The 22266-nt window shown below is 41.7% G+C and carries 13 protein-coding genes, 2 tRNA genes and 3 rRNA genes; 7 read left to right on the forward strand and 11 right to left on the reverse strand.

Annotated elements, in window-relative coordinates:
* The first annotated feature begins 56 nt into the window (after window positions 1-56).
* From J663_RS09015 to J663_RS09030, 4 genes are all read left to right on the forward strand, one after another.
* The gene (locus J663_RS09015) at window positions 57-680 is read left to right on the forward strand and encodes a TetR/AcrR family transcriptional regulator (protein WP_002119184.1); all 624 of its coding nucleotides are present in this window, start codon (window positions 57-59) and stop codon (window positions 678-680) included.
* A gap of 170 nt (window positions 681-850) precedes the next feature.
* Window positions 851-3535, forward strand: a complete 2685-nt coding sequence (gene ppc / locus J663_RS09020; protein WP_033849216.1) for a phosphoenolpyruvate carboxylase — start codon at window positions 851-853, stop codon at window positions 3533-3535.
* 297 nt (window positions 3536-3832) lie between these two features.
* The gene (locus tag J663_RS09025; protein WP_002119102.1) at window positions 3833-5128 is read left to right on the forward strand and encodes a solute carrier family 23 protein; all 1296 of its coding nucleotides are present in this window, start codon (window positions 3833-3835) and stop codon (window positions 5126-5128) included.
* 80 nt (window positions 5129-5208) lie between these two features.
* The gene (locus J663_RS09030) at window positions 5209-6099 is read left to right on the forward strand and encodes a LysR family transcriptional regulator (protein ID WP_033849218.1); all 891 of its coding nucleotides are present in this window, start codon (window positions 5209-5211) and stop codon (window positions 6097-6099) included.
* Between the two features lie 8 nt (window positions 6100-6107).
* Here J663_RS09030 and J663_RS09035 read toward each other — a convergent pair whose 3' ends face one another.
* The 3 genes from J663_RS09035 to ilvD form a co-directional block, all read right to left on the reverse strand.
* Window positions 6108-6839 (reverse strand): sulfite exporter TauE/SafE family protein, encoded by a 732-nt coding sequence (locus J663_RS09035; protein WP_005804320.1) that lies wholly within the window; start codon window positions 6837-6839, stop codon window positions 6108-6110.
* Window positions 6840-6916: 77 nt separating this feature from the next.
* The gene (locus J663_RS09040) at window positions 6917-8206 is read right to left on the reverse strand and encodes a hypothetical protein (protein WP_033849221.1); all 1290 of its coding nucleotides are present in this window, start codon (window positions 8204-8206) and stop codon (window positions 6917-6919) included.
* A 313-nt stretch (window positions 8207-8519) separates the two neighbouring features.
* Window positions 8520-10349, reverse strand: coding sequence for a dihydroxy-acid dehydratase (ilvD, locus tag J663_RS09045; protein WP_013196516.1), 1830 nt, complete (start codon window positions 10347-10349; stop codon window positions 8520-8522).
* 347 nt (window positions 10350-10696) lie between these two features.
* Between ilvD and fmt the strand changes: the two genes are divergently transcribed.
* Entirely contained in the window at window positions 10697-11659 is a 963-nt protein-coding gene (gene fmt, locus J663_RS09050; protein WP_033849224.1) for a methionyl-tRNA formyltransferase, read from the forward strand.
* Window positions 11656-12960, forward strand: a complete 1305-nt coding sequence (rsmB, locus tag J663_RS09055; protein ID WP_033849226.1) for a 16S rRNA (cytosine(967)-C(5))-methyltransferase RsmB — start codon at window positions 11656-11658, stop codon at window positions 12958-12960. The genes fmt and rsmB overlap by 4 nt, the downstream gene beginning before the upstream one ends.
* A 41-nt stretch (window positions 12961-13001) precedes the next feature.
* Here rsmB and J663_RS09060 read toward each other — a convergent pair whose 3' ends face one another.
* Window positions 13002-13145 (reverse strand): methionine/alanine import family NSS transporter small subunit, encoded by a 144-nt coding sequence (locus J663_RS09060; protein ID WP_002119126.1) that lies wholly within the window; start codon window positions 13143-13145, stop codon window positions 13002-13004.
* A gap of 12 nt (window positions 13146-13157) precedes the next feature.
* Window positions 13158-14636 (reverse strand): sodium-dependent transporter, encoded by a 1479-nt coding sequence (locus tag J663_RS09065; protein WP_017481897.1) that lies wholly within the window; start codon window positions 14634-14636, stop codon window positions 13158-13160.
* 639 nt (window positions 14637-15275) lie between these two features.
* Between J663_RS09065 and J663_RS09070 the strand changes: the two genes are divergently transcribed.
* Window positions 15276-15980: a TIGR04219 family outer membrane beta-barrel protein gene (locus J663_RS09070; RefSeq protein WP_014208017.1), complete on the forward strand. Its 705-nt coding sequence runs from the start codon at window positions 15276-15278 to the stop codon at window positions 15978-15980.
* A gap of 48 nt (window positions 15981-16028) precedes the next feature.
* On the opposite strand, the gene J663_RS09075 is transcribed toward J663_RS09070, so the two are convergent.
* The 6 genes from J663_RS09075 to J663_RS09100 all read right to left on the reverse strand — a co-directional run bounded on the left by J663_RS09075 (window position 16029) and on the right by J663_RS09100 (window position 22129).
* Window positions 16029-16625 carry a glutathione S-transferase family protein gene (locus J663_RS09075; RefSeq protein WP_033849228.1) on the reverse strand — a complete coding sequence of 199 codons (597 nt, stop codon included), beginning with the start codon at window positions 16623-16625 and terminating at the stop codon, window positions 16029-16031.
* 155 nt (window positions 16626-16780) lie between these two features.
* Window positions 16781-16895: ribosomal RNA gene (gene rrf / locus J663_RS09080) — 5S ribosomal RNA — on the reverse strand.
* 186 nt (window positions 16896-17081) lie between these two features.
* Window positions 17082-19972 (reverse strand): 23S ribosomal RNA (locus J663_RS09085).
* A 352-nt stretch (window positions 19973-20324) separates the two neighbouring features.
* Window positions 20325-20400, reverse strand: a tRNA-Ala gene (locus J663_RS09090).
* 55 nt (window positions 20401-20455) lie between these two features.
* A tRNA-Ile gene (locus tag J663_RS09095) sits at window positions 20456-20532 on the reverse strand.
* A gap of 59 nt (window positions 20533-20591) precedes the next feature.
* Window positions 20592-22129: ribosomal RNA gene (locus tag J663_RS09100) — 16S ribosomal RNA — on the reverse strand.
* The 16S, 23S and 5S rRNA genes sit together here with 2 tRNA genes alongside, the layout of an rRNA operon.
* Between the last annotated feature and the right edge of the window lie 137 nt (window positions 22130-22266).

Consider the following 22266-nt stretch of genomic DNA (forward strand, 5'->3'; position numbering starts at 1 on the left):
TTAATTAAAAAAAACTTATAAATATTTATTTTTCTAAACTTTTATTAGAGGGTTTTGTGCAAACAGTTAATCAAAGTGGTCGCCCCAAAGATCTGGAAAAGCGTGCTCGTATCCTACAAGCCGCGAAAGCTATTTTTTTAAAATCCGGTTATCACGGTACTAGCATGAACCAGATTGCACAGGAAGCAGGCGTTACTAAACTCACGGTTTATAACCACTTTCAAGATAAAGTGAACCTGTTTATCTGTGCGATTACGGAAACTTGTGAAGAGACACTGTGCACTAAACAATTTGACTTAGATACATCGGCAGACTTCTATCAAACACTCTTTATTGTATGTTCACGTGCCTTACAAATTATTTATTCACCTGAAGCATTAAAGCTTGATCATGTATTGTTGGAGCTTGCAGCCGAACAGAACCCACTCGCCCTACAGTTTTTTGAAGCTTCACATACACGAATGGAGAATCAATTAGCTGAGTTTTTTCAAAAAGCTGCTCAATTAGGTTTCATTCAAGCCGATGATCCGATCTATCAAACAGAACTGCTTTTGACCTTATTGCTTGGTGTACGCCATCACAAGGTTTTACTGGGCATTACTGCTGCCCCAAATGCACAGGAGCTAGAGCAAATTATTCGCGACGCAATTAATTTATTCCTACTCAAATATCGGAATTAAACCAAAGTCCGATTGTCAAAAGTTGCGCTGAGTGCATGCCAGCTTTTAAGACACTACAAGCGAATTAAATGTTATTTTTTAAGCAAAAATTCACATTTTCTTACGCTCAAAGCTTGGAATGTTTGTTAATCGCGCTATATTCGATAAGAATAAGAACAGGAGAAAATAGCATGGTTCAGCAAATCGATGCGCCACTGCGTGAGGATGTCCGCTTACTTGGTAATTTGTTAGGTGAAACCCTAAAACAACATGCAGGACAAGAACTGTTTAATCAGATCGAGCAAATCCGTGCTCTTGCCAAAGGTGCACGTGATGGTCAAGCTGAAGCCGAAAAGCAACTAGAACAATTATTTTTAGAATTGCCCGATGAAGAGTTACTTCCTCTCACCCGCGCTTTTTCTCACTTCCTCAATTTTGCGAATATTGCCGAGCAATATCATGTGGTCCGTAGCCGCAGACAAGCAGAATTTGATTCAGATGCAAACTCTCCGAATCCGCTTGTTCACTTATTTCAAAAATTTAAAGATAAAAGTATTTCGACAGAAAAATTATTCCAGCAAATTTGCGATCTTAAAATTGAGTTAGTACTTACGGCGCACCCAACTGAAGTGAGTCGTCGTACCCTCATTCAAAAATATGATGATATTAACGCTTGCCTCTCACAGCTTGATCAGCAAAAACTCACCCCACGCGAACGCCAAAATGCACTTGCGAATTTAAAGCAACAAATTAGTTCGGCTTGGCAAACAGATGAAATCAGACAGCACCGTCCGACTCCAGTCGATGAAGCAAAATGGGGATTTGCCACAATTGAGCAAACACTTTGGAATGCTGTACCTAAATTCATTCGTGAATTAAATGAGTTGGTTCAAGAAAATTGCCAACTCAATTTACCACTTAATATTGCACCAGTACGTTTCGCATCTTGGATGGGCGGAGACCGTGATGGCAACCCAAATGTTACCCATCAAATTACCCAAGAAGTGCTGTGGTTATCACGCTGGCAAGCTGCCGATCTCTATTTAAGAGATATCGAAAACTTACGTTGGGAACTTTCAATCCAGACGTGTTCTGAAGAAATGATTCAGGCAATTGGTAGCCAACATGCAGAGCCTTATCGTGAATATTTACGTGCTACACGAGAGCGTTTAAAAGCGACTCGACACTGGTTAGCTCAGCGTTTACAAGGCTTAGAAGCAGACGACAGCAATGTCATTAAAAGCAAAGATGAGCTTTTACAACCATTATTGCTATGCTATCGCTCTTTAATCGACAGTAACCTACCTGAAATTGCGAATGGTCAACTGCTCGACTTTATCTACCGTGTGAACTGTTTTGGTATTGAATTACTTAAACTCGACATTCGCCAAGAATCAGGCCGTCATCGCCAAGCGATTTCAGCCATTACCGAATATTTAGGTTTAGGTAATTTTGAATCGTGGACTGAACAAGCGCGCCAAAACTTCCTCATTCAAGAATTACAAAGTAAACGCCCGCTTTTACCGAAATATATTAATGAACCTGAAGGCAGTTTGATTGGGCACCCAGATGTCCAAGAAGTATTTGCAACCATGCGTACTTTGGCAGACCAACCACCTGAGTCTTTAGGGGCTTATATTATTTCTATGGCTGAATATCCAAGTGATGTTTTAGCTGTATTGTTATTGCAAAAAGAAGCCGGTATTCAGCATCCTTTACGTGTAGTGCCTTTATTTGAGACTTTAAAAGACTTAGATGGCGCAGCAACTACCATGAATACGCTGTTCAATATGCATTGGTATAAACAGCACATTCAGGGTAAACACGAAGTCATGATCGGTTACTCCGACTCAGCAAAAGATGCCGGTTTTATGTCTGCCAACTGGGCGCAGTATCGTGCTCAAGAAGAGCTAACTGCAATTGCTCAAAAACACGGCGTACAGTTGACATTATTTCATGGTCGCGGCGGTTCAATTAGTCGTGGTGGTGCTCCAACACAACAGGCACTATTTTCACAGCCGCCGGGTTCGATTTCTGGTGCAATTCGAGTCACAGAACAAGGGGAAATGATCCGCTTCAAATTCGGTCTAGAAGGTATTGCCATGCAAAACCTTGAAATCTATACCGCAGCAACGCTTGAAGCGACATTATTACCACCACCAGAGCCTAAAGCCGAGTGGCGTGAACTCATGAACCGTATGACTGATCATTCTGTTAAGGTTTACCGTCAAACTGTTCGTGAAAACCCTCACTTTGTGAAATATTTACGTACCGTCACTCCTGAACTTGAATTACAAATGTTGCCATTAGGCTCGCGTCCTGCAAAACGTAAAGTGAGTGGCGGCATCGAGTCTTTACGTGCGATTCCATGGGTATTTGCTTGGACACAAATTCGTTTGATGTTGCCTGCATGGCTAGGTACTGGCGCAGCAATTAATGAAGTGATTGCCGATCAGCAAAAAGCAACGCTTGATGAAATGCTCCAGCAATGGCCTTATTTCCAGACGCTGATTGATATGCTGGAAATGGTATTGTCTAAAGCCGATGCCAACATTGCACTCTATTACGAATCTCATTTGACTGAAGATGAAGATTTAAAAGTGCTTGGTAATCAATTACGTCAGCGCTTAAAAGATGCTGTTGAGACCTTGCTAGCATTGAAAGATGAATCAAAGCTTCTGAGTAATAATGAAGTTCTCGATCAATCTATGCAGGTTCGTAAACCCTACTTACTACCTTTGCATCTTTTACAGGCTGAACTCATGAAGCGCCGTCGTGATTATCTCGCTGAACGTCAGGCTGAGAATACCCCTGTTGACCATGCACTTATGGTGAGTATTGCAGGTATCGCGGCTGGTTTACGCAATACAGGCTAAACTGATTTTACCGATTGTTTTATAAAGCAGTGCATCATGATGTGCTGCTTTTTACTTGCAAAGTTCTCTATTTTTCTTAAATTTTCTCCGATTTTCTATTTTTTATAATATTTTTTTAAAATCAAAAAATTAATTTTTATGATAAAAAAATAACTAATTCCTTATATTTAGAAACCATCAAATTATACCGATCGTTAAAAAATAATTGCTTTTCACATACATACTTCTCTCTAGAGATTAAATGCATTCTCAAGAAAGAGTATCATTGCACCAATTAAAAAATAATGAGCTTATTTTATGTCCAATTGGTTTCCAAAATGGCAGCCTTACCAAGGTGATATTGACCATCGGCCAGTCTCTACCAATGAATATCTCCCACCCGTTCAAAGTGCTGTTTTGGGTATTCAACATGCATTTGCTATGTTTGGAGCGACTGTTTTAGCACCCTTACTCATGGGTTTTAATCCTAACCTTGCTATTTTAATGTCTGGAATCTGTACCATTCTGTTTTTCTTAATTACAGGTGGTCGTGTTCCAAGTTATTTAGGATCAAGTTTTGCCTTTATTGGGGTGGTTGCAGCTGCAACTGGGCATATTACAGGTTCAGGTGCCAATCCAAATCTATCTATGGCTTTAGGTGGAATCGTAGCATGTGGCGTTTTTTATGCCATTATCGGTTTTATCGTGATGCTTACGGGTACACGCTGGATTGAAAAACTCATGCCGCCTGTCGTGACTGGCGCGATTGTAATGATTATTGGTCTAAACCTTGCACCTGTTACGATTAAAGGTGTTGCAGGCCAACCATTTGAAATGTGGATGGCCTTAATTACTGTACTTTGTATGGGCAGTATTGCAGTCTTTACTCGTGGCCTATTGCAACGTTTACTTCTGTTGATTGGTTTGATCTTGGCCTATGTGATTTATGCTATCACCACCAATGGGCTAGGTTTAGGTAAACCAATCGATTTTAGCCAGATCTCACAAGCCGCATGGTTTGGGATTCCAAGCTTTTCACATCCTACCTTTGATACGAATGCTATGCTAATTATTGCGCCAGTTGCGCTTATCTTAGTAGCAGAAAATCTAGGACATATTAAAGCTGTTGGCGCGATGACTGGTGAAAACCTGACTCCACAATTAGGTAAAGCATTTGTTGCAGATGGTTTGGCAACAACATTATCTGGTAGTGTCGGCGCTCCAGGGATGACTACTTACGGTGAAAACATTGGTGTGATGGCAGTCACTCGTGTGTACTCAACCATTGTTTTTGTGATCGCAGGTGTCTTTGCAATTTTCTTAGGTCTATCTCCAAAATTTGGCGCGGTTATTAGTACGATCCCAAGCGCAGTTTTAACAGGTGCATCTATTGTCGTATTTGGTTTGATTACCATTGCTGGGGCCAAAATCTGGATTGAAAACAAAGTTGATTTTTCTAACAATAAAAACCTGATTGTAGCTTCGGTCACGATTATTTTAGGTGCTGGTAACTTTGAATTATTGTTTGGTAATTTCAATTTAGGTGGTATTGGTACAGCAACGTTTGCAGCCATTATTTTAAATTGGCTGTTTAGTTTAAAAGATAAAACCTAAATTCAAAAAGGCAGCGCAAGCTGCCTTTTTTCATTCCGATTTAGTATGATGACTTTTTAGCCTTCAATACGTTCCCTGTCATGCGTTTTGATTTTTTTGATTTACAGCTGGTTCTTCATATTGTCTCTACGGGTAGCCTAACCAAAGGTGCAGACCGCTCTGCAATTTCACTTCAAGCTGCCAGCGAACGCATTAAAAAACTCGAACAATATTTTGAAACGCCCTTATTTATTCGCCAGACGACGGGAGTGGAGCTCACCACAGCAGGTCACGCATTTGTAGAGCATGCGCGTCAACTGATGACACAAAAAGAGCAGCTCGAACAAGAAATGCAGAGGTTTAGGCCGCCTACAACAGAGTCATTAACGCTTTGGTGTAACTCTTCTGCTCAAAGCGAATATTTGCCTCCGTTATTACCACAATATTTGGTGCTTCATCCCGAAATGAGTATTGATTTACATGAGGCAGAAAGTTCAGAAATTGTAGAGGCATTAACGCAAGGAGTTGCAAATCTTGGGCTGGTCTCAAGTTTTTTTGATACCCGCCATTTGCAAACTAAGGAATTTGCTAGTGATCCATTAGTTCTGATTTGTCCTCCTACTCATAATTTAGCTCAACACCAACAGCTGAATTTGGTAGAGGCTTTAAGTTATGGTTTTATTGGCCTTAAACCCCACCATTCGTTACAACAGTCCATCGAAACTCAAGCTAAGCTATTAGGCTTTAACATACAGTACCGTTTGCGCTTACCTAATTTTGGCGCGATTGCTGAAGTAGTCGCCAAAGGCGTCGGAATTGCGATTATGCCAGCTCGTGCTGCCCAGCGTTTGCAATCGGACTATGACTTTCATTCCATTCAACTGCTAGGCGCGTGGGCAAATCGTAAACTGCTTTTGGCCACACAAAATTTCAATCAGCTACCTAATAGTTATAAACAATTTTCAGATTTTTTATTGCAACATCGCCCTTAAAAATTAGCTTAATGCAAAATCATATAAAGACCTAATGACACCAAACCTATAAAAAAGATACGGCGAAATAACTGCTCATTTAACCGATAACGGATTTTTTTACCTAACCACATTCCAACGAGCGCCGCCAACAATGCAGCAAAAGATAAACGATAATCCAATGTCATCCCCGACATAGGGTTGTGGTGTAAAAAGACTGCAAGACAAATGGTAGAGACAGTAAACGTTAGTCCTAAAGCCTGAACCAACTCATCCCGCTTTAAATGTAAAGACTGCAAATAAGGAACGATTGGAATAATAATGACACCTGTTGCTACAGTCACTGCCCCGCCGATATATCCAATAATTGGTGATAGCCAACGTTCATACTTTCCTAAGTGTGGAAGTTTCTTCACGCACAAACCATAGAGTCCATATAAGGCCAACATACAGCCTAATAAAATTTCACTACTATGCCCATGACTTTGACTTAAAGTAGGTAAAAAGCTCCATATTGAACCTACTATAATGCCGACAAGCAACGTCCAGAAACGGCGAATAAACGCCCAGACATGTCCTTCAGCAAAAAGCTGCCAGACGTTGGTGACCATTGAAGGAACTATCAGAAGAGATGCTGCCTGAAAAGGGCTCATTGCGATGGTGAGTAAGCCCATCGATACCGCGGGCAATCCTAAACCGATCATGCCTTTAATCATGCCAGCGAAAGCAAAGACCACTATAATAATTGCTAAAAAAGTCACTGTTTATCTCCGATTCCTTAAAGGATATGCTACGGAAAAAACAGGTACTGCCCTATTCTTGTTTTTAGGAGTAGGCCTCAATTAAAAGTTGAGGCTGTTTTATATTTTTCTTCTAATACATTGCTAAAAATACTTTCGATCATCCACACACGATACAAGCTATTAAATACGTAGGTCTGACCATCAATACGCAGCTCTAAAACCGGTAAATCAGGCTGATGCTTGTCTTTGCAAAGTGCATCATTTTGCACCAAAACAGATTGCACATCTTGGTCGGTTAGCTGCTCAATCCCAAGTTGCTGCTGTAACTGTTGAAAATGTTTTAAGAAAGATAAATCTTTTCCTTTCGTCCAAACTGCCTGCAATATCGTAAAAATCGTATCGATTTGCTGATTTTCTTGCACACTATAGAAAAGCTTTGCCATTTCCAGTGTACTTTCCTCGGTAGGACGACAAAATGGCGTAAAGGCCACACCTGTTCGTTTAGAAACACGTGTCGCCAAACTCCAGTCAAACCAGTCTCGACCTTGATAACTTAAAGGGTAAACTTTTAGTTGAATATCATAATAATCAGCCAGCTCTTCCTTGATATAGGCAAGTAACAACCAACTCATTGGGTCTTCTAAAGCAATATAGACATCAAGCTCAGGATGAAGTGTTTGAATCTCGGTAAGCGCTTCAGCATCGTTAATCAAATGTTCACGCCATTCGATATGATTAATTAAAAAAATCGGATTACCAGTCAGTAGCTTTTGCTGCTTCAAACGACGAGTCAAACGTAATAAATCATCTACTGCGTGATATTTACGTCCACCAAATTCAAAGTAAGCTGCAGGTACAGGCTCATCCGTAAAAATACGTTCTGAAAAATGTTGAGGAAGCTGATGTTTAACTGCCATGGCATGTAAAGTACGCAACTTTCCATATTGTTGTTGCCAAAGCATGTGAAAAATATCTTCTAATAAATGGAAGAAATTCTGACCTTGTAATGGGGTTCTTTTTAATATGACTGCCGCTTGTTTTAAAGATTCTGGGCTTGGGATTTCTGGAAATTCATCGAAACCGAAACGATGTTGTTTGGCTAATATCTTGGCATCATTTAAACAATAATTTTGCCACTCTTCATGCGACATACTGTTTGGGGGTTCAGAAGCCGTATGCGAAATAATAATTTTTAAAGGCTTAAGTTCATCACTTAAAATTTCATCTAGCTGAGACAATTGCTGAACAGCCAAATAGCTATACACATCATCAAGTCGTAAATAAATACTTAAACCATTTTCCGTGGGTAACACCGCTTGACGAGAAGGCTTTTGGTAAAACCAGCTCGATCGAATAGGGTCAAACCAACGGCGTAGCAGTGACATGAGTTGTGCCTCTAAAAAATAAATCCTAAGCGAGATCAAAGATTGTTTTGATCATAGTGCAAGGTAAAACAGTAGTCGAGATTGAAATATAACTACCTTAGTTTACGCAGAAAATAAGTCATGTTTTTAGCAAGTTCCTACGTAGGTGAAGATTTTATCACCATTTTATGGCAAACCCATAGAATGATCTAAAAACACCTTTTTCTACAAGCTGATTTTATTTACCAGACATGAAAAATGCACCCTTAACATGATAGCAATTCATCGTGTTAAAGGGTGCATGATTCCTAATCAATTATTAAAATTGAATATTTTATAGAACGCGTACAGCTCCTTTCGCTGCACTTGTTGTATGCATTGCATAAACTTTTAACGCTTTTGATACTTTACGTTTACGTTCTTCTTTCGGATGCCAGCCTTTCGCTTCCTGTACTGTACGACGATGTGCCATAGTCGCATCATCAACGTTTAAGTGAATCGTACGGTTTGGAATATCGATTTCAATAGTATCACCATCTTCAACCAAACCAATCGCACCGCCTTCAGCCGCTTCTGGTGAAACGTGACCAATTGAAAGACCTGATGAACCACCAGAGAAACGACCATCTGTTACCAATGCACAGTCTTTTCCTAAACCTTTCGATTTAAGGTAGCTAGTTGGGTAAAGCATTTCTTGCATACCCGGACCACCACGTGGACCTTCGTAACGAATCACAACCACATCGCCAGCTTTAATGTCATGACCTAAAATTGCATCTACAGCTGCATCTTGGCTCTCAAATACACGCGCTGTGCCCGTAAATTTCAAGATTGATTCATCAACACCTGCAGTTTTCACGATACAACCATCAAGCGCGATGTTGCCGTATAGAACTGCTAAACCACCATCTTTAGAGAAAGCATGTTCTGCATTACGGATAACGCCTTTTTCACGGTCGCCATCTAATGTTGAATAATAGCGATTTTGCGAGAATGCAACTTGAGTTGGAACACCACCTGGTGATGAACGATAGAATTCATAAACGTCTGCATCTTCAGTACGAATAATATCCCACTTATCCAACGCATCTTTTAAAGTTTTCTCGTGTACAGTCGGTACAGATACATCAAGCAACTTCGCACGATCAAGCTCACCTAAGATCGCCATAATGCCACCCGCACGGTGTACATCTTCCATATGAACGTCTTGTTTTGCAGGCGCTACTTTAGACAATACAGGAACTCGACGTGATAATTCGTCAATATCGTCCATTGTAAAATCAACTTCTGCTTCACTTGCCGCAGCCAATAAATGCAGAACCGTATTGGTTGAACCACCCATTGCAATATCAAGGGTCATCGCATTTTTAAATGCAGCCTTTGTTGCAATCGAACGAGGTAAAATGCTTGCATCTTCTTGTTCGTAATAGCGCTTAGCCAATTCAACAATAAGTTGGCCTGCTTTTAAGAATAGTTTCTTACGGTTTGCATGTGTCGCAACAATCGAACCATTACCCGGTAAAGATAGACCTAAAGCCTCGGTTAAACAGTTCATCGAGTTTGCAGTGAACATACCTGAACATGAACCACATGTTGGACATGCCGAACGTTCAAATTCTTCAACTTCTTCGTCTGTATAACTTTCATCAGCCGCAACAACCATTGCATCAACAAGGTCAATCGCTTTTTCATTACCGCGGAACTTAACCTTACCAGCTTCCATTGGTCCGCCAGACACGAAAACAACAGGAATATTCAGACGCATCGCAGCCATGAGCATTCCCGGAGTAATCTTGTCACAGTTTGAAATACACACCATGGCATCAGCACAGTGTGCATTTACCATATATTCAACTGAGTCAGCAATCAAATCACGTGATGGTAATGAATAAAGCATGCCGTCATGCCCCATTGCGATCCCGTCATCTACTGCGATCGTATTGAACTCTTTAGCAACACCACCTGCTGCCTGAATTTCTGCTGCGACAAGCTGACCTAGATCTTTAAGATGTACATGGCCCGGCACAAATTGGGTAAATGAGTTGACCACCGCAATAATCGGTTTGCCGAAATCCTCATCTTTCATTCCTGTTGCACGCCATAAGCCACGTGCGCCAGCCATATTTCTTCCGTGTGTCGATGTTTTTGAACGATAGTCAGGCATTAGTGTTTCCAACAAGTTGTGCTTGAGCGGAATTTTTCCCGCTCTGGCGAATGATACTGATATAGCGTTAGATCAGTCGGAATATTGACTCATCATCATAATTTGATCATTCTCCATTCTATAGAAGCAAATAATATTCGGAAAGCCAAGAACAGTAATAGACAGTCAATATTTAGCAAAACTTACATGAATAATTTTTTATTTTTTCATAACCTTTTTTTATCAATAAAAGTTTTTCAATAATTTTTTGTTCACTATTTAAAAACTAAAATGCTCAATCGCCATGATTTTAGGGCTTCAATCGTTTTTCACGTATACTACGCCTAAACTCTTTTTGGATTGCATTTGTGAAAATTATTTTTGCTGGCACCCCCGAATTTGCTGCAACAGCATTGGCGGCTTTATTAAAAACTTCCCATGAAATTATCGCGGTTTATACTCAGCCAGATCGTAAATCGGGTCGTGGACAAAAACTAACGCCATCTCCCGTAAAACAACTTGCACTTGAGCATAATATTCCTGTTTATCAACCCCTTCACTTCAAAGCTTCAACGGAAGAAGGTTTAGCAGCTCAACAAGAACTGGCAGCTTTAGGTGCTGATGTGATGGTGGTTGCAGCCTATGGTTTAATTCTTCCACAAACTGTGCTCGATACACCGAAATATGGCTGTTTAAATATTCACGGCTCACTATTACCTCGTTGGCGCGGTGCAGCACCAATTCAGCGTGCGATTGCAACAGGTGATGAAGAAACCGGAATCACAATCATGCAGATGGCTGCCGGTTTAGATACAGGGGATATGATGTATAAAACCTACTGTCCAATCACAGCCGAAGATACATCAGCGACTTTACATGACAAACTCGCAGCTCAAGGTGCAACAGCAATTTGTGACGTACTCGAGTCAGAAGAAACACTACAAAAATATTTGGCAGAACGCGAAGTTCAAGACGAAAGCTTAACGGTCTATGCTCATAAGCTCGTAAAATCAGAAGCTCGTATTGATTGGGTAATTGATGCTATTCAAGTTGACCGAAATATACGTGCATTCAACCCTTGGCCAGTCGCTTTTGTTCAGCTTGATGAAAATAATGCTCTGCGTGTCTGGAACTCTCTAATTTCTAGCCAAAGCAAAGCGAATGCTCAAGCTGGTGAAATTATTGCAATCGATAAACAAGGTGTGCATGTTGCTTGCGGTGAAAATACATTTATTTGTCTGACTAGCGTGCAGTGGCCGGGTGGTAAAGCATTAAACGCTCAACAAATTGCACAAACTCAAAAACTTCATGTAGGACAAATTTTGCCATGAGTCAGGTTACCTCAAATTCCTCACGTTTTAACCTGCGTGCTCAAGTCGTCCAGACATTATTAAAAGTTCAGCAAGGCCAATCACTCGCTAGTATTTTAAATACACAGCTCAATCAGGTAGCAGAGCGCGATCGCGCTTTGTTTCACGAACTTGTTTTAGGTACATTGCGCCAATGGTTTGCACTTAAATCAATTAGTCTACCGCTACTCAGCAAGCCTTTAAATAATGAGACAGTAGAAACCTGTCTTTATGTTGGTCTTTATCAAGTTTTAGGCACGCGTATTGCAGCGCATGCCGCTATTTCAGAAACAGTAGATGCGACCAAACAACTTGGATTCCCTGCACTCAGCGGTATTGTGAATGCTATTTTGCGCAGAGCTACTCGTGAAACTGATGACTTTCAGCAAGGTTTACAACAAGCACATGGCTTACCAAGTTGGCTTTTCAAACGCTTAAAAAAGGATTGGGGTGAACAAACGGAATCTCTCTGCCAATCTTTGAAGCAAGTCGCGCCTTTAACGTTAAGGGTGAACCAGCGTCATATTGGCCGCGATGCTTATTTAGTAAAATTACAGAGTTTAGAAATTCAGGCACGTGCATGTACTTTGTCTGAAGCAGGTATTGTTCTTGAACAATCTGTACAAATTACTCAACTACCTGGTTTTGAACAAGGCTGGTTTTCTGTACAAGATGAACACGCTCAGCTTTGCGCAACATTATTGTCAGATTTGAACGATAAAATAGTAGTTGATGCGTGTGCTGCCCCAGGCGGTAAAACTGCTCATTTACTTGAAAAATTTAAACCTGCTCAGCTCATTGCGATTGATCAGGACCCAAGCCGTTTGGTACGTGTAACTGAGAACTTAAATCGCTTAGCACTTGATCAAAGTCATACAGAGATTTTGGCAGCCGATGCAACTCAATGGACTCCTGCACAGCCAGTAGATTGTATCGTGCTCGATGCACCTTGCTCTGCTACAGGGGTTATTCGTCGTCATCCTGACATACGCCTATTGCGCCAATCTACCGATATAGCTCAAACCATTGAACTACAAAAGCAGATCTTGGACCACATGTGGCAACAGCTCAAAGTTGGCGGCACATTGCTTTACATCACCTGTTCAATTTTAAAGGCTGAAAATGAACAGCAGATGATGAAATTTTTTGCTGAAAATCCAAATGCAAAAGAGATCAAGATTGAAGCTGATTGGGGAATCGAGCAAACTCATGGTCGCCAATTACTGCCACAAGCGCAGTCTGGTGATGGATTTTATTATTGTAAAATCCAAAAAATTGTATAAAAAAAAGCAGGCTTAAAGCCTGCTTTTTTACTTGATCAGCATTAAAGTGTGTGCTGATCTTTTACTTCTTCTAAAACATCATCTAACTCTTCAGGATGTTTCGATAAATGGATAATGGACAAAGCTAAGCCACCCCATAAAAACACCATCGAAATTACCATCATTACGATTGCTGAAGTATTCATTATTCTATCCTCCTAGCGATCTTTCATTTTGCTTAAAACAATTGCAACGACTGCACAGAAAATCACACTGCCCCAGCCGAATACACCTTGTAAGCTCATACTATAAGTATCATAGCCATTTTTGATCAAATTAAATACAGTCATACTGAGTGTAGTTAACAAGATTAATGATGTAATGACTGTTAAAGTGAAATCCCATCCCTTACCTAATTGAATAGTTGAGATGCGATTTACATGATCACGAAGTTCCATTAGAGCAGAACGTTTAAACCAAGCCACGGTAATAATAGAAAGTAAAGCACCGCCAATAATACCGATGTTATTGATAAAGTGGTCAACAATATCAACCAGCTTAATTGCGTTTACACTTGAGAATAAAATAATCGATACAAGCGCACTACCACCACCAATAATGGTTACAGCTTTTTTACGACCCCATTTCAATTTATCTTGCATTGCTGCAATAGGTACTTCCAAAATACTCACCATCGAAGAAATACCTGCGACGAAAAGTGAAGAGAAGAATAAGAAACCAAATAAATCGGCACCTGTACCTAAACTTGAGATAATTTTAGGGAATGCAATAAATGCTAACCCAATCCCGCCACTCACAACATCTTTAACTTCAGTACCTGCCGCATGTGCCATAAAACCAAGCGCTGCGAAGATACCAATACCAGCCAAAATCTCTGTTGATGCATTTGCAAAACCAACGATTAAACCAGAACCTGTTAAATTCGTTTTTGGTTTCAAATAAGATGCATAAGTCACCATGATCCCGAAGCCGACAGAGAGGGAGAAGAAAGTATGGCCATAAGCTGCTAACCAAACTTTATAATCCATCATTGCTGACCAATTCGGCGTAAAGAAAGCATTTAAGCCTTGAACCGCGCCTGGTAAACGTAATGATTGAATCACTAAAATAGTGAAGAGAATAAATAATAAAGGCATGAAAATCTTATTCGATAATTCCACACCTTTTTTCACACCACCATAAAGAATGATTAGAGTAAGTGCCCAAATCCCAACAATCGGCCAGAATAAATGACCTACAAACTGTAAATCAAAACCGGTTGCTTTTGTGGTCTGCAAATAGGTATTAAAGAAGAAACCTTCTGGATCACTTCCCCACATTTGGCCAATAGAGAAGTAAACATAACTACCAGCCCACGTGAGTACACTTGCATAGTACAAACCAATGATGATACAGACACAAACTTGCCACCAACCTAATGTTTCCCCGCCTTTAAATAGGGCACGATACGCTTTAGGAGGTGAACCAGTACTACGATGTCCTACCGCATAATCTAAAAATAGCAACGGTAAACCAGCAGTAATGAGTGCCAATAGATAGGGAATAAGAAACGCACCACCACCATTTTCATAAGCAACGTATGGAAAGCGCCAGATATTACCTAAGCCTACAGCCGAACCAACGGCTGCAATAATAAAACCAGATCGTGACGTCCAGTTTTCACGAGAATCTGTCATAGAACACCTAATGTTAAAAGATTACTTATTTTTACTGCTATTGTTGATTGTTATTCCGCATGCAAAAAAAGAACCAAAAAATACTTTTGTGTTTGTAGAAAATAAAATGCACCTTTTGAGTATTTTTATTCCCTTAACAAACAAGCAAAAATAGAAAATTCTTCCTTAAAGATTTTTGTCCATTTTTTGCCCCTATATAGCTGAACAATACCTGTTTTTATTTCTTTTTACTGTAATTTCCGTCAGAAATTTTACGAATTTTCTGAGTTTTTTTCACAATTGGTTATTTTTCAGCTAATATTTACGTTCTACTACTTGTAGATCAAAATTATTATTAAATGTAATTTTATTGCCATCTCTGAAAATATTTATTTAATTACTCAACTTATCCACTAATTTATTTTTAACTCCCTAGTTATCAATTAAAATTTAATAAGTCCGATACGATTGACAAAATTTATACTAAATTTTCTAAAAGATTAAATTCATTTAAGTGAGGAAGAAAATATTAATTATTTGAATTAAATAAACTTTTTTAAGGTTTAAAAATTTACTCATATCACACACCTCAGATCCTTATTTTTTATCAATGCATCTGTAGCAAGATGTCTATATCATGCGCTCAAAGATTTCTTTTATGTGGATGTAAAAATGAAAATATTAAAAATATCTTTATTAACGCTCGGGATGGGCTTAAGTGGCTTTGCTCAAGCAGACTTCGTAGGAGTAAAAGGAGACGTAGGTTACTGGTTCTATGACGGTAAAGTGAATATGTCTTCTCAATCACCTGAAGATCAAGATTTAGATCAAAAAGGTAGTGCTCAAATCTCATTGGCAGTAGAACACCCAATTCCATTTATTCCAAATGCAAAAATTCGTTATGTAAACTTAGATACCGAAACCAAATCAGAAACTTTAGGTCAAGCCAACTATAAAGTTGATTTAGATCATAGCGATTTTATCCTCTACTACGAGTTACTAGATAATATCGTAAGTGTAGATGCTGGTCTTGGTGCAACTGTATTAAATGGTGATATTACTGCGTATACAGGTAAGCGCGTGGATATTGATAAAACATATCCTATTGCTTATTTGTCAGGTGAAGTAAAACTTCCGTTTACAGGCTTAAGTGCTAAAGGTGAAGCAACTTATACAAACTTTGATGATGCACGAATTACAGATGCACTGGCAGAAGTGAAGTATAAATTTGCAGATAACCTACTCATTGATCTTGGCCTAACAGCAGGCTATCGCGTACTTAATATCGACTTAGATGACTACGATAACAATGACCTTAAATTTGAGTTTAAAGGCCCATATGTAGGTCTAGAAGCACATTTCTAAATCAGAATTTCAGAAATAAAAAAGAACTCTATATGAGTTCTTTTTTATTTAAATCATATCTACATAACCTAAATATTCTCGAATCCTTTGGCACCACGCTTGAATATTTGGATATAGTTTCAAATCAAAACCACCTTCCTCCGCGACATGCGTGTATGCATACAAGGCAATGTCAGCAATAGTTAATTGATCTCCAACAAGATAGTCGTGATCTACTAAAGCTTTATCCATAATAGATAGTGCTTTATGGCCTTTTGGCTGTAAATTATGGTATTCCTCTATTCTTTCTGGTGGTAACCCTAAATATTTATTAATAAAACGAGCAACTGCAATAAAGGGCTCATGGCTATACTGCTCAAAGAACATCCATTGGTACATTTTTGCTTTAATAAAAGGATCTGTAGGAATAAATTTTGTTCCTTCAGCCAAGTAACCTAAAATAGCATTCGATTCGCTTAAAACTCGACCATCTTCTAGGACTAATACAGGTATTTTTCCATTAGGATTTAACGACAAAAAATCAGCTGTTTGAGTTTCTTTGTTTAAAATATCAACGTGGATCCATTTATGGTTAATATTTAATAAGGAAAGTAATAGTTTTATCTTATAACAGTTACCCGAACCGACATCACCATAAATTATCATAGATGCTCTTTCCTTATTATGCATACTTAAAAGATTAATTTTCTTATTATTTATAGCACAACTCTTCCTGAGTATTTTTATATTTATTCCCCCAAATATATTTTAGGCATAAAAAAACACCCCCATTCATTGGAACGGGGGTGTTTAGAATAATGAGCTGGCGATGACTTACTCTCACATGGGTAACCCCACACTACCATCAGCGCTAAGAGGTTTCACTTCTGAGTTCGGGAAGGGATCAGGTGGTTCACTCTTGCTATGGTCGCCAGCACAACTGTTTATGGATACTTGCTTCGTTTTATTCACTGTGTGATACGTTGCGTTTTCCAAATCTTTACAGATGGGCTGATTGGTCTGATTTTCGTTGTTCATTTTAGCTAAGTGTTTAACTAAATCAAGTTGCTTTGCATATTTATGAATCGATTGATGCTTCATATACAACTGCTTGGGTGTTGTATAGTCAAGCCTCACGAGCAATTAGTATTGGTCAGCTTCACATATCACTATGCTTCCACATCCAACCTATCAACGTCCTAGTCTCGAACGGCTCTTTAGAGGAATAAATTCCTAGGGAAATCTTATCTTGAGGTAGGCTTCCCGCTTAGATGCTTTCAGCGGTTATCCCTTCCGAACATAGCTACCCGGCGATGCGACTGGCGTCACAACCGGTACACCAGAGGTTCGTCCACTCTGGTCCTCTCGTACTAGGAGCAGATCCTCTCAAATTTCCAGCGCCCACGGTAGATAGGGACCGAACTGTCTCACGACGTTCTAAACCCAGCTCGCGTACCTCTTTAAATGGCGAACAGCCATACCCTTGGGACCTGCTTCAGCCCCAGGATGAGATGAGCCGACATCGAGGTGCCAAACACCGCCGTCGATATGAACTCTTGGGCGGTATCAGCCTGTTATCCCCAGAGTACCTTTTATCCGTTGAGCGATGGCCCTTCCATACAGAACCACCGGATCACTAAGACCTACTTTCGTACCTGCTCGACTTGTGGGTCTCGCAGTTAAGCGCGCTTTTGCCTTTATACTCTACGCGTGATTTCCGACCACGCTGAGCGCACCTTCGTACTCCTCCGTTACTCTTTAGGAGGAGACCGCCCCAGTCAAACTACCCACCAGACACGGTCCTCGTCCCGGATAACGGGACAGAGTTAGAACCTCAACATTACCAGGGTGGTATTTCAAGGACGGCTCCATTGGAACTAGCGTTCCAACTTCAAAGCCTCCCACCTATCCTACACAAGTAAGGTCAAAGTTCAGTGTCAAGCTGCAGTAAAGGTTCACGGGGTCTTTCCGTCTAGCCGCGGGTACACTGCATCTTCACAGCGATTTCGATTTCACTGAGCCTCTGCTGGAGACAGCGCCGCCATCATTATGCCATTCGTGCAGGTCGGAACTTACCCGACAAGGAATTTCGCTACCTTAGGACCGTTATAGTTACGGCCGCCGTTTACTGGGGCTTCGATCAAGAGCTTCGCTTACGCTAACCCCATCAATTAACCTTCCAGCACCGGGCAGGCATCACACCCTATACGTCCACTTTCGTGTTTGCAGAGTGCTATGTTTTTAATAAACAGTTGCAGCGGCCTGGTTTCTGCGGCTGTCGTCAGCTCAGGAAGCAAGTTCCATCACCAACAACAGCGTACCTTCTCCCGAAGTTACGGTACCATTTTGCCTAGTTCCTTCAGCAGAGTTCTCTCAAGCGCCTTGGTCTACTCGACCTGACCACCTGTGTCGGTTTCGGGTACGATTCCTGTGTAACTGAAGCTTAGAGACTTTTCCTGGAAGCATGGTATCAGCCACTTCGCTGTACAAGTACAGCTTGCTATCGGATCTCAGTATAGAGTACCCCGGATTTGCCTAAGATACATACCTACATCCTTCCACCTGGACAACCAACGCCAGGCTGACTTAACCTTCTCCGTCCTCTCATCGCATTACACAGAAGTATTGGAATATTAACCAATTTCCCATCGACTACGCCTTTCGGCCTCGCCTTAGGGGTCGACTCACCCAGCCCCGATTAACGTTGGACTGGAACCCTTGGTCTTTCGGCGAACGGGTTTTTCACCCGTTTTGTCGTTACTCACGTCAGCATTCGCACTTCTGATACCTCCAGCATACTTCTCAATACACCTTCATCGGCTTACAGAACGCTCCCCTACCACTTGACTAATGTCAAATCCGCAGCTTCGGCACATAGTTTTAGCCCCGTTACATCTTCCGCGCAGGCCGACTCGACTAGTGAGCTATTACGCTTTCTTTAAAGGGTGGCTGCTTCTAAGCCAACCTCCTAGCTGTCTATGCCTTCCCACATCGTTTCCCACTTAACTATGATTTTGGGGCCTTAGCTGGCGGTCTGGATTGTTTTCCTCTTGACTACGGACGTTAGCACCCGCAGTCTGTCTCCCGGATAGTACTCATAGGTATTCGGAGTTTGCATCGGTTTGGTAAGTCGGGATGACCCCCTAGCCGAAACAGTGCTCTACCCCCTATGGTATTCGTCCGAGGCGCTACCTAAATAGCTTTCGGGGAGAACCAGCTATCACCAGGCTTGATTAGCCTTTCACCCCTATCCACAAGTCATCCCCTGGCTTTTCAACGACAGTGGGTTCGGTCCTCCAGTTAGTGTTACCCAACCTTCAACCTGCTCATGGATAGATCGCCTGGTTTCGGGTCTATACCCAGCAACTAAACGCCCTATTAAGACTCGGTTTCCCTACGGCTCCCCTATACGGTTAACCTTGCTACTGAATATAAGTCGCTGACCCATTATACAAAAGGTACGCAGTCACACCACGAAGGTGCTCCCACTGCTTGTATGCATGCGGTTTCAGGATCTATTTCACTCCCCTCACAGGGGTTCTTTTCGCCTTTCCCTCACGGTACTGGTTCACTATCGGTCAGTCAGGAGTATTTAGCCTTGGAGGATGGTCCCCCCATATTCAGACAAGGTTTCACGTGCCTCGCCCTACTCGTCATCATTATGTGTGCCCTTTCGTGTACGGGAATATCACCCTCTACGTTCGCACTTCCCAGAGCGTTCCACTAAAACACACATAACTTAATGGGCTGATCCCCGTTCGCTCGCCGCTACTGAGGGAATCTCAATTGATTTCTTTTCCTAAGGGTACTGAGATGTTTCACTTCCCCTCGTTCGCCTTGCAACACTATGTATTCATGTTGCAATACCTACCTTAAAGTAGGTGGGTTCCCCCATTCAGAAATCTCCGGATCAAAGGATATTTGCCGCCTCCCCGGAGCTTTTCGCAGGCTATCACGTCTTTCATCGCCTCTGACTGCCAAGGCATCCACCACATGCACTTAATTACTTGACTATACAACCCCAAACAGTCGTCAACACCTACAAGTGAGTGTTGTCCGTGCGATTCTTCATCGCTACTATCTGTTGTCTGTGTACTTAAACACTGTACAGCTTCAATCTAAATTCATATACCAAAACGCTTGATTCAGTTAATTTGCTAGTTCTCAATTCATCTAGATTAATTGCTTAATCTAAACTCTTGAGTGAACAATTTATTTCAGACTCAATTTTGCCAATCTGTTAATGAATAAACACGCCTTCGTCAGGTCATGCTTAATACCGTGATACTTAAATCACAGAAGTTAATAAACCAAGACCGAAATCTCTATTTACTAATTTCTGTAATCCGAACTTCTCTTAAGTTCTGGTGGAGACTAGGAGAGTCGAACTCCTGACCTCCTGCGTGCAAAGCAGGCGCTCTACCAACTAAGCTAAGTCCCCAGCTTACATCATCAGTCATGTATCTTTTATCTATAACTTCAACCAGTCAAAGTCATGGTGGGTCTGACAAGACTTGAACTTGTGACCCCACGCTTATCAAGCGTGTGCTCTAACCAACTGAGCTACAGACCCTCAGATACATCTATGAAGAACAACTTGTTGTGGATTCTTACCAATCGTCAATCTTTCGTTAAGGAGGTGATCCAGCCGCAGGTTCCCCTACGGCTACCTTGTTACGACTTCACCCCAGTCATCGGCCACACCGTGGTAACCGCCCTCTTTGCAGTTAGGCTAGCTACTTCTGGTGCAACAAACTCCCATGGTGTGACGGGCGGTGTGTACAAGGCCCGGGAACGTATTCACCGCGGCATTCTGATCCGCGATTACTAGCGATTCCGACTTCATGGAGTCGAGTTGCAGACTCCAATCCGGACTACGATCGGCTTTTTGAGATTAGCATCCTATCGCTAGGTAGCAACCCTTTGTACCGACCATTGTAGCACGTGTGTAGCCCTGGCCGTAAGGGCCATGATGACTTGACGTCGTCCCCGCCTTCCTCCAGTTTGTCACTGGCAGTATCCTTAAAGTTCCCGACATTACTCGCTGGCAAATAAGGAAAAGGGTTGCGCTCGTTGCGGGACTTAACCCAACATCTCACGACACGAGCTGACGACAGCCATGCAGCACCTGTATGTAAGTTCCCGAAGGCACCAATCCATCTCTGGAAAGTTCTTACTATGTCAAGGCCAGGTAAGGTTCTTCGCGTTGCATCGAATTAAACCACATGCTCCACCGCTTGTGCGGGCCCCCGTCAATTCATTTGAGTTTTAGTCTTGCGACCGTACTCCCCAGGCGGTCTACTTATCGCGTTAGCTGCGCCACTAAAGCCTCAAAGGCCCCAACGGCTAGTAGACATCGTTTACGGCATGGACTACCAGGGTATCTAATCCTGTTTGCTCCCCATGCTTTCGCACCTCAGCGTCAGTGTTAGGCCAGATGGCTGCCTTCGCCATCGGTATTCCTCCAGATCTCTACGCATTTCACCGCTACACCTGGAATTCTACCATCCTCTCCCACACTCTAGCTAACCAGTATCGAATGCAATTCCCAAGTTAAGCTCGGGGATTTCACATTTGACTTAATTAGCCGCCTACGCGCGCTTTACGCCCAGTAAATCCGATTAACGCTTGCACCCTCTGTATTACCGCGGCTGCTGGCACAGAGTTAGCCGGTGCTTATTCTGCGAGTAACGTCCACTATCTCTAGGTATTAACTAAAGTAGCCTCCTCCTCGCTTAAAGTGCTTTACAACCATAAGGCCTTCTTCACACACGCGGCATGGCTGGATCAGGCTTGCGCCCATTGTCCAATATTCCCCACTGCTGCCTCCCGTAGGAGTCTGGGCCGTGTCTCAGTCCCAGTGTGGCGGATCATCCTCTCAGACCCGCTACAGATCGTCGCCTTGGTAGGCCTTTACCCCACCAACTAGCTAATCCGACTTAGGCTCATCTATTAGCGCAAGGTCCGAAGATCCCCTGCTTTCTCCCGTAGGACGTATGCGGTATTAGCATTCCTTTCGAAATGTTGTCCCCCACTAATAGGCAGATTCCTAAGCATTACTCACCCGTCCGCCGCTAAGATCAGTAGCAAGCTACCTCTCTCCGCTCGACTTGCATGTGTTAAGCCTGCCGCCAGCGTTCAATCTGAGCCATGATCAAACTCTTCAGTTAAAATCATTTTGTACCTTATTTAAAGACAAGGTACCAATTCTGGCTCATCAATTACTGACTTAAATTTCGCTCAAATAAACTTCGAGTAATTTAAACCAATCAATCAATGAAAATTATTTCGATTAATCAATCAGTAA

Origin of the sequence: Acinetobacter sp. 826659 (genome assembly GCF_000588515.1) — a bacterium.
Classification (GTDB): Bacteria; Pseudomonadota; Gammaproteobacteria; order Pseudomonadales; family Moraxellaceae; genus Acinetobacter; species Acinetobacter pittii.